Source organism: Streptomyces alanosinicus (assembly GCF_014650595.1).
In the GTDB taxonomy this organism is placed as follows: Bacteria; Actinomycetota; Actinomycetes; order Streptomycetales; family Streptomycetaceae; genus Streptomyces; species Streptomyces alanosinicus.
In genome coordinates, this window is the sequence record NZ_BMVG01000005.1 from 311,557 (window position 1) to 324,675 (window position 13,119).

The 13,119-nt window shown below is 73.1% G+C and carries 12 protein-coding genes and 2 pseudogenes; 8 read left to right on the plus strand and 6 right to left on the minus strand.

Annotation, left to right across the window (positions count from 1 at the left end; genetic code table 11):
• Positions 1-3 precede the first annotated feature (3 nt).
• Positions 4-1,197, minus strand: coding sequence for a glycosyltransferase (locus IE277_RS14485; RefSeq protein ID WP_373310779.1), 1,194 nt, complete (start codon positions 1,195-1,197; stop codon positions 4-6).
• A 39-nt stretch (positions 1,198-1,236) separates the two neighbouring features.
• Between IE277_RS14485 and IE277_RS14490 the strand changes: the two genes are divergently transcribed.
• Positions 1,237-2,025 (plus strand): glutamate racemase, encoded by a 789-nt coding sequence (locus IE277_RS14490; RefSeq protein ID WP_189952320.1) that lies wholly within the window; start codon positions 1,237-1,239, stop codon positions 2,023-2,025.
• A gap of 106 nt (positions 2,026-2,131) precedes the next feature.
• Positions 2,132-2,677 (plus strand): hypothetical protein, encoded by a 546-nt coding sequence (locus IE277_RS14495; RefSeq protein ID WP_189952322.1) that lies wholly within the window; start codon positions 2,132-2,134, stop codon positions 2,675-2,677.
• Positions 2,678-2,725: 48 nt separating this feature from the next.
• On the opposite strand, the gene IE277_RS14500 is transcribed toward IE277_RS14495, so the two are convergent.
• Positions 2,726-3,697 carry an O-antigen ligase family protein gene (locus IE277_RS14500; protein ID WP_189952324.1) on the minus strand — a complete coding sequence of 324 codons (972 nt, stop codon included), beginning with the start codon at positions 3,695-3,697 and terminating at the stop codon, positions 2,726-2,728.
• Between the two features lie 405 nt (positions 3,698-4,102).
• On the opposite strand from IE277_RS14500, the gene lnt reads away from it, so the two are divergent.
• From lnt to IE277_RS14520, 4 genes are all read left to right on the plus strand, one after another.
• Positions 4,103-5,713, plus strand: coding sequence for an apolipoprotein N-acyltransferase (lnt, locus tag IE277_RS14505; protein WP_189952326.1), 1,611 nt, complete (start codon positions 4,103-4,105; stop codon positions 5,711-5,713).
• An 89-nt stretch (positions 5,714-5,802) separates the two neighbouring features.
• Positions 5,803-6,282 carry an NUDIX hydrolase gene (locus IE277_RS14510; protein ID WP_189952328.1) on the plus strand — a complete coding sequence of 160 codons (480 nt, stop codon included), beginning with the start codon at positions 5,803-5,805 and terminating at the stop codon, positions 6,280-6,282.
• A gap of 54 nt (positions 6,283-6,336) precedes the next feature.
• Positions 6,337-7,152 (plus strand): 3-hydroxybutyrate dehydrogenase, encoded by an 816-nt coding sequence (locus IE277_RS14515; protein WP_189952330.1) that lies wholly within the window; start codon positions 6,337-6,339, stop codon positions 7,150-7,152.
• 89 nt (positions 7,153-7,241) lie between these two features.
• On the plus strand, positions 7,242-9,161 hold the full coding sequence (locus IE277_RS14520; RefSeq protein WP_189952332.1) for a helix-turn-helix domain-containing protein: 1,920 nt from the start codon (positions 7,242-7,244) through the stop codon (positions 9,159-9,161).
• A gap of 78 nt (positions 9,162-9,239) precedes the next feature.
• Here the strand turns inward: IE277_RS14520 and IE277_RS14525 are convergent, their stop codons facing one another.
• Both IE277_RS14525 and IE277_RS14530 read right to left on the minus strand, forming a co-directional pair.
• Positions 9,240-9,377 (minus strand): hypothetical protein, encoded by a 138-nt coding sequence (locus IE277_RS14525; protein WP_189952334.1) that lies wholly within the window; start codon positions 9,375-9,377, stop codon positions 9,240-9,242.
• 10 nt (positions 9,378-9,387) lie between these two features.
• Positions 9,388-9,642 (minus strand): annotated as a pseudogene (locus tag IE277_RS14530) (hypothetical protein); the annotation flags it as partial.
• Positions 9,643-10,032: 390 nt separating this feature from the next.
• Between IE277_RS14530 and IE277_RS14535 the strand changes: the two are divergent.
• Together IE277_RS14535 and IE277_RS14540 are read left to right on the plus strand one after the other, a co-directional pair.
• Positions 10,033-11,109 carry a hypothetical protein gene (locus tag IE277_RS14535; RefSeq protein WP_189952336.1) on the plus strand — a complete coding sequence of 359 codons (1,077 nt, stop codon included), beginning with the start codon at positions 10,033-10,035 and terminating at the stop codon, positions 11,107-11,109.
• Positions 11,110-11,170: 61 nt separating this feature from the next.
• The gene (locus IE277_RS14540; RefSeq protein WP_189952338.1) at positions 11,171-12,262 is read left to right on the plus strand and encodes a hypothetical protein; all 1,092 of its coding nucleotides are present in this window, start codon (positions 11,171-11,173) and stop codon (positions 12,260-12,262) included.
• A gap of 23 nt (positions 12,263-12,285) precedes the next feature.
• On the opposite strand, the gene IE277_RS47145 is transcribed toward IE277_RS14540, so the two are convergent.
• Positions 12,286-12,435 carry a hypothetical protein gene (locus tag IE277_RS47145; protein WP_229881435.1) on the minus strand — a complete coding sequence of 50 codons (150 nt, stop codon included), beginning with the start codon at positions 12,433-12,435 and terminating at the stop codon, positions 12,286-12,288.
• A gap of 55 nt (positions 12,436-12,490) precedes the next feature.
• Positions 12,491-13,072: pseudogene (locus IE277_RS49515) on the minus strand (extracellular solute-binding protein); the annotation flags it as partial.
• Positions 13,073-13,119 lie beyond the last annotated feature (47 nt).

Sequence of the window (13,119 nt, forward strand, 5' to 3'; positions counted from 1 at the left end):
GGCTCAGCCCTCGTCCGGCACGGCGCCGGGACGCGCGTACGTGCGGCCCTTCCAGGCCGCCCCGCGCCCCCGGTAGTGCTGCACGGCCGAGTCGACCGTCATCAGCAGATACAGCAGCGCGGTGAACGGCAGCAGCGGAGCGAGCCAGGGCGGCTGGGCGTAGTAGCGCAGCATCGGCATGTACGTCCCGGCCATCACCGTCCACGCCGCCGCGCCGACGAGCGCGATCGCCGCACCGCCGCCCAGGGCCCCCACGGCCACCGCGGCGGGCGGCACCAGGTACACCAGCGCGAGCCCGGCGACCGTACCGAGGAGCAGCAGCGGGTTGTGCCGCAGCTGGGCATAGGCGCTGCGCGAGACCATCCGCCACAGGTCGCGCAGCCGCGGATAGGGGCGCACGCTGTCCACCCGGTCGGCCAGTCCCAGCCAGACGTGCCCGCCCGTGCCCTTCACCGCGCGTGCGAGCGCCACGTCGTCGATGACGGCGTGTCGGATGGTGTCCGGGACGCGCGCCTTCTCCGCCGTCCCTGTGCGCAGCAGGACACAACCGCCCGCCGCCGCGGCCGTACGCGATCCCTTCCGGCCGATCCACCGGAAGGGATACAGCTGCGCGAAGAAGTACACGAACGCCGGGACCACCATGCGCTCCCACACGCTCTCCACCCGCAGCCGCGCCATCTGCGACACGACGTCGTAGCCCCCGGTGCGGGCCGCCGCGACCAGCGCGCGCAGACTGTCCGGCGCGTGCGCGATGTCCGCGTCCGTCAGCAGCAGGTACTCGGGCTCACGCGCGCGTGCCAGGCCGATCCCGTGCCGTACCGCCCACAGCTTGCCCGTCCAGCCCGGCGGCGGCTCGCCCGGCGAGCCCACGGTCAGCGGCAGCCCCCCGTGCCGCCGGGCCAGCTCGCGGGCCAGCTCCCCGGTGCCGTCGGTGCTCCCGTCGTCGACCAGGAAGACCTCGGCCCGCCCCGGATAGTCCTGCGCCAGCAGCGACGGCAGGCTCGCGGGCAGCACGCAGGCCTCGTCCCGGGCCGGTACCACCACACAGACCGACGGCCAGGCGTCCGGTTCCCGGCGCGGCGGAAGCCGTACGTCCGTGCGCCAGAAGAAGCCCTGGCACAGCAGCAGCCAGCACCAGGCGGCCAGCGACACGACGGTGATCCACAGCAGGGCGCTCACGCCCGCAGTCTGCCCCACGGGGCGGGGCCGCGAAGCCCGATCGTCTATCGTGGCCGGGTGAAGATCGCGCTCATGGACTCCGGAATCGGCCTGCTCCCCGCCGCCGCGGCGATACGGCGGCTGCGGCCCGACGCGGATCTGGTGCTCTCGTGGGACCCGGACGGGATGCCCTGGGGACCGCGTACCCCGCAGGACATCACGGAGCGGGCCGTCGCCGTCGCCGAGGCCGCCGCCGCCCACGAGCCCGATGTCCTGATCGTCGCCTGCAACACCGCGTCCGTGCACTCGCTGCCCCAGATGCGGGCCCGCTTCGAACCGACCCTGCCGATCATCGGGACCGTCCCCGCGATCAAGCCCGCCGCCGCGGGCGGCGGACACGTCGCGATCTGGGCGACCCCCGCCACCACCGGAAGCGCCTACCAGCGCGGTCTGATCGAGGACTTCGCCGCCGGAGTCGCCGTCACCGAGGTGGCGTGCCCCGGCCTCGCGGACGCGGTGCACCACGCCGACGAGGCCGCCATCGAGGCCGCGGTCGCCTCGGCCGCCGCCCGCACCCCCGAGGACGTCACCACCGTCGTCCTCGGCTGCACCAACTACGAACTGGTCGCCGGGCGCATCCGAGCGGCCGTCCAGCGGCCGGACCGCCCGCCGCTCGTCCTGCACGGCACCGCGGGGGCGGTGGCCGCCCAGGCCCTGCGCCGGATCGGCGCGGAGCAGGCCCCGGACGCCGTCGCCGACCGCAGCACCCTCACGGTGCTGCTCAGCGGTCGCGAGGCCACGCTCCCGGACACGGCGCTGACCTACGACGAAGGCCGATTCCTCCAGGCCGTCAGCCCCGTCCGCTGACGGTGCGGCGCCACCGGAGCACGCTCCGGCACGGGGCGGCCCACACCGGGCGGTCACCCTCCGCCACGCCCTACCCGCGCAGCGAAACCTGAGTAACCTCATAAACATGAGGGACCACCCCCACACCGACGACGGCCCCCACCCCGAGGTCTGGACCGGGCGGGCCACGAACCGGATCCAGTGGCTGCTGGCGCTGGTCGGCGCGGCCTGCATGGCGCTCGGGATCGAGCTGGCCGTGGACTCGGCCTGGACCTCCGGTATCGCCCCGCTGGTGATGTCGGTCGTGGGCTGCATCGCCGCCGGTCTGCTGGTCCTCTTCGGCACGCTCGCCTTCGTCCACGTCGACCTCAGGCTCGACAAGGAGTCACTTGAGGTGCGCTGCGGCCACATCGGGCTGCCGCGCCGCCGTATCCCGCTCTCCCACGTGGCGGGCGCCGACTTCACCGCCCTCGTCACACCGCGTCACTGGGGCGGCTGGGGCTACCGATGGCGCCCCGAGAAGGGCACCGCCGTCGTCGTACGCCGCGGCGAGGGCATCGTGCTGCGCCTGTGGGACGGCCACACCTTCACGATCACCGTGGACAACGCGGAGTCGGCGGTGCGGGTCATCCGGGCCCGGCTGCGCACGAACACACCGGGTACGGCGCGCTGAGACCGCGCGCCGTCCGCCTGCGCGGGGCATGAGGGCATGAGCACACGCTCAGGGCCGGGGTTCCCCGCCGTCCGGCGCCCAGGGCCGCGCCGTCGCCCAGCCGGTCAGCAGGCCCGCGCCCACGGTCACCGTGGTGAAGCTGAGCGCGTTGCTCACGGTGGCGAGCGCGGCCAGCGCGATGAGGGCGGCGCCGGCGGTCAGGGCGACAGGGGTGGCGCGGGGACTGCGCCACAGCGCGTGCAGCACCCAGCAGAACGCGGCGAGGCACAGGAACGCCCCGACCAGGCCCTGCTCCGCCGCCACCTGCAGCACGGCCGAGTGCGGCCTGCCGTCGGCGGACAGCGGCTGCGGCACCGAACCGTCCGGCTCGCCGAACTGTCCAGGACCGACCCCGAGCCCCGCGTTCCGGCCCGCCAGCCGCAGGGCGTCCCGCCACAGCGCCACCCGGTCCGCGGTCAGCCGGCCTTCGAGCACCTGGGTGAGGCCGCCCGGCAGCACATCCGCGGCGAGGGCCCAGGCCGTGCCCGCCACCACGGCCGTCGCCAGGGCCAGACCCAGCAGGCACACACCGCGGCGGGCCACTGTCCCCGCGGCGAGCGAGCACAACAGGACGGTCGCGCTCGCCAGACAGCCGACGGCCGACCCCAGCACGGCCCCGGTCAGCACGACCGCGGCGGCCAGCACCCGCAGCACCAGCCGCAGCCGCGGTACGGGCGTCGCCCAGGCGGCACAGCACGCGGCTCCCGTGGCCAGCGCCAGCAGGGCGGTCGTCGCACCGGCGTGGCCGAGCGGGGCGGCGTACCGGGGACCGGCGGACAGACCGGGCAGGGCCACGGCCAGCGCGAGTCCGGCCGCCGCGCCGGCGCACGGCGCGGCCACCGGCAGCAGCGCCCCGGAGACCCGGCCGACGGCATGACCGGCGGTCACGGCGAGCACCGTGAGCAGCACGCCTTCGGGCCGGCCGTCGTGGACCGCCGCGGTGATCAGCGACCAGCCCGCGCAGGCCCCCAGCAGGATCATGCCCGCCCCGTCAGAAACGTTTCGCCTGGCGCTGACCGCGTCCGGTTCCACACCGGTCGCGGACCGTGTCCCCGTCGACCCCACCCGCCGCCCCTCGTCCCCGTCCCCAGGCCACGGCTACGCACGGCGCCGGAGCCGGACGCACTGCCGAGGCTGGGCTCACCGTAGCCGCTGATGACCGGTTTGGGGATGAGATGCGGCGGAACGTCGCGCCGGGAAGGGGCGGAGCACGGCTTGCGCGCGGGCGACGGCGGGGCGGGGGCGTGTGCCGCGGATGCCGCGCCGGGCGCGCCGGGACGCGTGCCGGGCAAGGCGGCGACCAGCGACAACCGCGGTCCGCGAAGCCGGCGCCGGTCCTCGGACCGTGCTGTCCGGGGCCGAGGAAGCCGCCGTACACTCACCCGGGTGACCGTCACCGCAACTTCCGTGGACCAGCCGGACCAGCTCCAGCCGCACTCCGCCTCCGGCGCGCGCGGCGGGCGGCTGCTGCGCCTGGTCCCGGCCGTCGCCTCCGCGCTCTGCGGAGTGCTGCTCTACGTCAGTTTTCCGCCGCGCCCCCTGTGGTGGCTGGCGCTGCCCGCCTTCGCCGGTCTCGCCTGGGTGCTGCGCGGCCGCGGCTGGAAGGCAGCCCTCGGCCTCGGCTACCTCTTCGGGCTCGGCTTCCTGCTGCCGCTGCTGGTGTGGACCGGTGTGGAGGTCGGTCCCGGTCCCTGGCTGGCCCTCGTCGCCATCGAGGCGGTCTTCGTCGCGCTGGTCGGCGTCGGTGTCGCCGCCGTGTCCAGGCTGCCCGCCTGGCCGCTGTGGGCGGCCGCCCTCTGGATCGCGGGCGAGGCGGTACGCGCGCGTGTGCCCTTCCGGGGCTTTCCCTGGGGCAAGATCGCGTTCGGACAGGCGGACGGCGTCTTCCTGCCGCTCGCCGCGGTGGGCGGTACGCCCGTGCTCGGCTTCGCCGTCGTCCTGTGCGGATTCGGCCTGTACGAGGCCGGCCGGCTGATCGCCGAGAAGCGCAGGTCGCGCGATGTACGGCGGGCGGCGGCGGCCGCCGCGCTGCTGAGCGTGGCCGTACCGGTGGCGGGCGCGGTCGCGGCCCGGCCGCTCGTGAGCGACAAGGCCGAGGACGGCACCCGGACCGTCGCGCTCATCCAGGGCAACGTGCCCCGGTCCGGGCTGGAGTTCAGCGCCCAGCGGCGGGCCGTGCTGGACTACCACGTGCGCGAGACGCTGAAGCTCGCCGCCGACATCAAGGCCGGGAAGACCCCGAAACCCGACTACGTGCTGTGGCCGGAGAACTCCTCCGACATCGACCCCTTCACCAATCCCGACGCGGCCGCCGTCATCGAGGGCGCCGCCAAGGCGGTCGGCGTGCCCGTCTCCGTCGGCGGAGTCGTCGAGAAGGACGGCAAGCTGCTCAACGAGCAGATCCTGTGGGACCCGGCCAAGGGGCCGACGCAGACCTACGACAAGCGGCAGATCCAGCCGTTCGGTGAGTACCTCCCGCTGCGCGGGCTCGTCGGCGCGATCAACAAGAACTGGACCGGCATGGTCCGCCAGGACTTCAGCCGGGGCGGCAAGCCGGGCGTGTTCGACATCGACGGCGCCAAGGTGGGTCTCGCCACCTGCTACGAGGCCGCCTTCGACTGGGCCGTGCGCGACACGGTCACCCACGGCGCGGAGATGATCTCCGTACCGAGCAACAACGCGACCTTCGACCGCAGCGAGATGACCTACCAGCAGCTCGCCATGTCCCGGATCCGCGCCGTCGAGCACAGCCGCACCGTCACCGTGCCGGTGACCAGCGGCGTCAGCGCGGTCATCATGCCGGACGGGAAGATCACCCAGAAGACCGGCATGTTCGTGCCCGCCTACCTGGTCCAGAAGGTGCCGCTGCGCACGTCCAGGACCCCGGCGACCGAACTGGGCATCCTCCCGGAGATCGCCTTGGTGCTGGTCGCCGCCGGCGGTGTCGGCTGGGCCATCGGCTCCGGTCTGCGCGCCCGCCGGGCCGGTGGCGCTTAGCCATACGACCGGCGTACGCCCTCTGAACCCGTCTGTACGCCCTTCGAACGGCCCGGAGAGCGCGGGCGCGGCCGGTTAGGGTCGTGCCCATGGCTACTCCTGACTTCATCCGCACGCTCCGGGACTCCGCCGGTCAGCAGCTGCTCTGGCTCCCCGGGGTCACCGCGATCGTCTTCGACGACGAGGGCCGGGTGCTCCTGGGCCGACGGTCCGACACCCGCACGTGGTCGGTGATCGGGGGGATCCCGGACCCGGGTGAGCAGCCCGCGGCCTGTGCCGTGCGCGAGGTCTTCGAGGAGACGGCCGTGCACTGCGTCGCCGAGCGGGTCGTCCTCGTCCAGGCGGTGGATCCGATCACCTACCCCAACGGTGACTGCTGCCAGTTCATGGACATCACCATCCGCTGCCGGGCCGTGGGCGGCGAGGCCCGGGTCAACGACGACGAGTCGCTGGAGGTGGGCTGGTTCGCGGTGGACGCGCTGCCCGAGCTCCATGAGTTCAGCCGCTTCCGGATCAAGCAGTCCATGTGCGACGCACCTACATGGTTCGACCCTATGACCAGCGACTGAAGTATGGGTAGTGACCATATGTGGTGACGGGTGGGTTCCGCTTAGGGTCGGCACATGAGCGCGTCCAACCCGCCGCCCGGCCGGCGCCCGCACCCCCTCGCCCTCGACCTCGGCGGCCGCACCGCCCTGGTCACCGGTGCCGTCGGCGGTATCGGCCGCGCCTGCGCGCTGCGCCTGGCGGCCGCCGGCGCGCGGGTGCGGGCCGTCGACCGGGACGCGGCCGGTCTGGCCGAGCTGGCCCAGCAGGCGGAGCAGGCCGGCGACCTCCCGGGAGCCGTCCTCCCGCAGGTCGTCGACCTCACCGACCTCGACGCCGCCGAACGCGCGGCCGCCGGCATCGATGTCCTGGTCAACAACGCGGGCCTGCAACTGGTGCGCCCCATCGAGGAGTTCCCGCCCGAGGTCTTCCACACCGTGCTGACCGTGATGCTGGAGGCGCCGTTCCGCCTCATCCGCGGCGCACTGCCGCACATGTACGCGCAGGGCTGGGGCCGGATCGTCAATGTGTCCTCGGTCCATGGTCTGCGCGCCTCGGCTTTCAAGTCCGCGTATGTGGCCGCCAAACACGGTCTCGAAGGACTGTCGAAGACGGCCGCGCTGGAAGGCGCCGCCCATGGGGTGACCTCGAACTGTGTGAACCCGGCCTATGTGCGCACACCACTGGTGGAGAGGCAGATCACCGACCAGGCGCAGGCGCACGGCATCCCCGAGGAACGCGTGCTGTCCGAGGTCCTGCTGAAGGACAGCGCGGTCCGGCGGCTCATCGAACCCGAGGAGGTCGCCGAGGCCGTGGCCTATCTGTGCAGCCCGCAGGCGTCCTTCGTCACCGGCACCTCGCTGGTGCTCGACGGCGGATGGACGGCCCACTGAAGCACCCGCCCACAAGCACCTGACGGAGTCCGGTCCGGGAGTTTTCCACAGGCCTGCCGGGCCCGCGGCCGATGCGGAATCCTGTGACCATGTCTCGCGATCATGTCCAGTCGGCACCCAGCGCCGGCGCCGAGGCCCCGTACCTCGCACTGCTGGCCCGTGACGCCTCCACGGAGGCGTACGAGCAGCCGGTGCTGCTCGCCCGCGCCGAGGGCAGACCGGCCGACCGGATCGCCGCGCTGGAAGAGGCCAAGCTGCTCGCCCTGCGCGTCCGGGCCGAGCTGGAGGGGCGGCGGCGCCGCGAGGCCGAGCTGTCCGCGCTCTTCGAGACCGCCCACGACCTCGCGGGCCTGCGCGATCTGGATGCCGTCCTGCAGGCCATCGTGCAGCGCGCCCGCTCGCTGCTCGGCACGGACGTCGCCTACCTCACGCTGAACGACCGGGCGCGGGGTGACACCTCCATGCGGGTCACGGAGGGTTCGGTCTCGGCCCGCTTCCAGCAACTGCGCCTCGGCATGGGCGAGGGGCTCGGCGGCCTGGTCGCCCAGATGACCCGGCCGTACGTCACGGACGACTACTTCAAGGACGCCCGCTTCCAGCACACCCTCACCATCGACGCCGGTGTCCGCGACGAGGGCCTGGTCGCCATCCTCGGTGTCCCCCTCATGCTCGGCCCGCATGTCATCGGCGTCCTGTTCGCCTCCGACCGCCGGGCACGCGTCTTCGAGCGCGCGCAGATCGCCCTGCTCGGCTCCTTCGCCGCGCTCGCCGCGGCCGCCATCGACACCGCCCATCTGCTCACCGAGACCCGCGCGGCCCTGGCCGGACTGGAGCGCGCCAACGAGATCATCCAGGACCGCAGCGCCGTCATCGAGCGCGCCTCCGACGTCCACGACCGGCTCGCCGGACTCGTCCTGCGCGGCGGCGGGGTGCACGACGTGGCCGCCGCCGTGTCCGAAGTCCTCGACGGCATCGTGGAGTTCACCGAGACCGACACGGCACCCGCACAGGCGCTGGAGGCGTCCCGTGCCGAAGGACACGCCGTACGGCACGGCAGCGCCTGGATCGCCGCGGTCGCGGCCGGCGGCGAACTCCTCGGCGCGCTGGTCCTGCGCGGACACCCCGGCCTCGACCCCGTCGACCAGCGCACCCTGGAGCGCGCGGCGACGGTCACCTCACTGCTGCTGCTCGCCCGCCGTTCGGCGGCCGAGGCCGAACAGCGCGTGCGGGGCGAGCTGCTGGACGACCTCCTGGGCGCGCGCGACCGGGACCCCCGCCTGCTGCGCGAACGCGCCGCCCGGCTGCACGCCGACCTGGACGCCACCCATGTCGTCCTCGCCGCCCGTCTCGACGGCCCGGCGGCCGACGCCGACGAGGAGGCCGCGGCCCGCCGGCGCCTGGTGGCGGCCGCCTCCCACCTCGCCGCGACCCGGCAGGGCCTCGCCGCCGCCCGCGACGGCGGGACCGTACTGCTGCTCCCGCTCGGCACCGCCGGCAGCGCCACCGACCTCGCCGTTCGCATCGCCCGCCGGCTGGGCACGGCCGTCCGCCAGCCCGTCACGGTCGGCGCCTCGGCCCCGGTCACCGACCTCGCCGCCCGCCCCGAGACGATCGCCGCCGCCTACGCCGAGGGTCGCCGCTGTCTGGACGCGCTGCATCTGCTGGGCCGTGCCGGGGACGGCGCCGCGGCCGAGGACTTCGGCTTCCTCGGCCTGCTTCTCGCGGGTGAACGGGACGTCGCCGGCTTCGTCGACCGCACCATCGGCCCCGTCGTGTCGTACGACGAGAGACGCGGCACGGACCTGCTGCGCACCCTGGACGCCTACTTCGCCTGCGGGATGAGCCCGGCCCGCACCAAGGAGGCGCTGCACGTCCATGTGAACACCGTGGCCCAACGGCTGGAGCGGGTCGGCCGGCTGCTGGGCGCGGACTGGCAGAGCCCCGCCCGCGCCCTGGAGGTCCAACTGGCCCTGCGGCTGCACCGGTTGGCCTCCCCGGAGTCACGCTGACCTCCGTACGCTGACCCCCGTAGGCAGGCGCGCGGTACGGGGGCCGGGCGGAGGGAGCGCGCGGGGGCGCCGCGCCGGTCAGGCCGTCCGCGCCTGTGCGGCCGCGCCGGCGTCGCCGGGCTCGCAGGCCCAGGCCTCCGGGCTGGCGAGGCCCCGATGCCGTGTCTCCCGTGCCACGCCCACCGCGACCAGGGTCACCACCGCGGCGGCGATCACGTACAGCGCGCCCGTCCATCATGACCAGGCTCAGCACCAGCAGCCTCTTGCGCCCCAGCCGGTCACCGTAGTGTCCGAACACGAGCGCCCCCAGCGGGCGGGCCGCGAACCCGACCGCATACGTCAGGAACGACAGCAACGTCCCGACGAGCGGATCGGAGCCCGGAAAGAACAGCTTGTTGAACACCAGCGCGGCGGCGGAGCCGTAGAGGAAGAAGTCGTAGTTCGAGGGTCGGGTATGCGTGTGGCTACCATGCCGGCTCACGGAAGGGCAGTGGCTCTCCCTTGTCTCAGGTGATCTGCCGGGCCGGGGCGTGGCGGGTGCGGGGCCTCCGGCTACTGGAAAGTCACTTCTTGCGACTCAGCATTTGCCACCCCAGATTCCATATCTCCTATGTAGATGCGTGGGTTCAGGGCTGCTAAAGTCCGCATGCGCCGCTCGGGACAGGGTGGCGAAATGGCCGGTCCGAACCTCCAGGTCTGCCCCTGAGCGGCGTACATCCGCGAGGCAGGCAGCCGTTGTGATGCCGTGGCAACTCCGCACCGACGACGCCCGTGCCCCCCTTCCGGATACCGCTTCGTTCCGCGCCGTACAGCCTTCGACGTCTGTCGCTCGTCGCTTGCCGCCTATCGCCCGTCAGATGGGGAGATCCACATGAACACAGGACTTCTGTGCCGCTTCGCCGGCGGCAGGACGCTGCTCCTGGGTGTCGTACTGGCCCTGGCAGTGCCGGGAACGGCCTACGCCAACACCGTGAGCGTGACCGTGAAGACCCCCGGGGCCACCAGCGGACCCGCCACCGCCGACTCCGAGATATCGACCCACGCGGACTGTGCCGCGGGCCTCGTCTCCGGCGGTGGGATCAACCAGGCCATCGGCACCGGCGCGGGGGTGAACGGCAACCACGTCAACGGCACCGCGCCCAGCTCCGACGGCACCACCGAATTCACCGGCTCCACCGGGGTCGTCGGCACCGACGTGACGCACTGGCTCGGCATCGGCGGAAGCGGGGGCCAGGGCAACGCCTCCTTCTCCACGACCCCCTACGCGGTGTGCCTCACCAGCAACCTGATCAACCACACCCAGGTGGTCATGAACAAGGCCAACACCCCCACCACCGGGGCCACGCCGGGCCTCGTCGTGGCGACCTGCCCGGCCAGCACGCGCCTGCTCGGCGGCGGCGCCCGGACCACCCCGGGCACCACGGGCAACCTCAAAGCGATCGCCGGCTTCCCCACCTTCGACAACGCCGCACACGACTTCGGCCAGAAGGCCGCGGCCGACGGAGAGACCAACCCCGACTCCTGGGCCGCCGTCGGCTGGGACTCCGGCACCAACAGCGCCAACACCACCTACGCCTACGCGATCTGCAGCGGAAGCGGCATCAACGTCAGCGGCGCCACGGTGACGGTCCGCCACAGCGAGGTGAGCGGCCCGACCACCGGGAGCACCGGTCAGACGGCGACCGTGGGCTGCGGCGCCAATGACGGCAAACTCGTCAGCGGGGGCGCCGCGATCAGCGGAGGCAACGTGACGACCACTGATTTCACCGGTCCGGGTTCGGGCGGCGACCACCTCAACGGCAGCTTCCCCAGCACCTCCGGCGGCGCCGCGGTCGGCGACGGAACCACCACGGCGGCGTACTGGACGGCCGCCTCCCACACCGGGGGACAAGCGTCGTCCGGCACCTTCACCGATGCCTGGGCGCTGTGTGCCAACGACGGTGTCTGAGCCGGTGGTTGCGGACAACCAGCCAAGCGCAGGGGCACAGGGAATCAAGGGACGGAATCTGATGAGCACGAATCTCCGGCGGAGCTCCGCCACGACCAAGGCGGCGGTCCTGGCCGGCCTGTTGACCGTGGCGGTGTCCGGAACCGCACACGCCAAGACCGCCGACGTCACCGTCAGCACCCCCGGAGCCACCATGGGCCCCGCGACCCCCTTCACCGGGGTCTCCTCGCACGCGGACTGCGCGGACGGCCTGATCTCCGGCGGCGGGGCCGACCAGGGCATCGGCAGCGACGACATGTCCAACGGCAACCATGTGATGGGCATGGCGCCCAGTGCCGACGGTGTCACCGAGTACACCGACAGGCCCGGGATCGTCGGCAGCGACGCCACACACTGGCTGGCGTTCGGCGGAAGCGGGAGCCGCAGCAGCGACTCCTTCTCCACCACCCCCTACGCGATGTGCCTCCACAGCAACCTGATCCGGCACACCCAGGTGGTCATGAACAAGGTCGCCGGACCCTCCGCCGGACTGTCGGCCCGCCTCGTGACGGCGACCTGCCCCGCAGGCACGGCCCTGATCGGCGGTGGCGCCCGGACCACCCCGGCCGGCGTCGGCAGCCTCAAGCCGATCGCGAGCTTCCCCACCTTCGACGACGCCGAGCACCACTTCGGCCAGATCGCCGCGGGCGACGGCGAGACCGACCCCGACTCCTGGACGGCGGTCGGGGGCATCGGCGGCGGACGTGACGAGAACAACATGACGTACGCCTACGCGATCTGCAGCGGGGACGGCATCAGCCTCAAGCACGTCTCCACGACGGTCCACTTCGGTGAGGTGAGCGGTCCGGACACGGCCTCCTCGGGCCAGACGGTGACGGCAGGCTGTTCCCGCGAGGACGGCCGGCTGGTCAGCGGGGGCGCCGCCATCAGCGGAGGCAACGTGACCACGACCGACTTCACAAAGGCGGGTTCGGGCGGCCCCCACCTCAACGGCAGCTTCCCCAGCGACGCCACCGGCACCCCGGCTGGCGACAAGAGTTCCGGCCCGGCGTACTGGACGGCCGCCACCCACAGCGGGGGTTCGCCCGCGCCGAACAGCTACTCCGATGTCTGGGCCCTGTGCCTGGGCGTGCAGCAGGGGCACGACCAGTAGCGTCTTGACAGGAGGGCGGGACTCTACGGCCGGGGCTGGTCCTTGTAGCCGCCGCCCTCCACCACGTCCTCCGCGAAGAGCTGTGCGTTCGCCAGTGCTCTGTCGACGGTGCGGCGGCCGGCGATGGCGGCCGAGAAGCCGGTACGTGGACAGCCGGCTGCCCGGCGGCACACGAACCCAGCCGAGCCGCTCCCCGTGCAGCCTCAGGTAGCTCGTGCGCACCACCGGGGCGGGCGCGTAGCCGAGCTTGCCGGCGACCTTGCTGTACGCCGGGTCCTCCAGGCTTCCGCCGAAGAACGTGGCGTCGTACCACATGGCCGCCCTGCCCTCCCGCATCGTGTCCCGGCACTCGACGGGTCCGGCCTCGGCGGCGTGGGGCTCGCCGTACCGGCGGACCAGGTGCACGTAGAAGCGCACGGCTCGCTTCGTCTCGGGCGAGGTGAGCCGGGGGTTCCAGTGTGCGTCGAACAACAGGTCCTTGCGGTACATCAGGAAGGACGACTCGCCGTAGTACGGCACCGCGTAGAGGCAGTCCTCGTACGACAGGGACGCGCGCACCGTGGGGATGAAGTCCCGTACGTCGTAGTCGCCTTGGTCCGCGTAGGGGTCGAGCCGGGTCAGCCAGCCCCGTGACGCCCAGATCGGCGCCTCGTACGGGCCGATGGCCACGACGTCGTAGCGGCCGGCCTCGGTGGCGATGTCCGGCGGCACCAGCTGCCGCAGCCTGTTCTCGGGCAGGAACTCGAGCCGCACGTCGGTGTCCGGGTGACGCCGCTCGAAGTCGTCGACGAGCTTCTGCATGCCCTGCATGAAGTTGACGGCCGCGACGGTGACCGTGGTCCGTCGTCCCTCGCCAT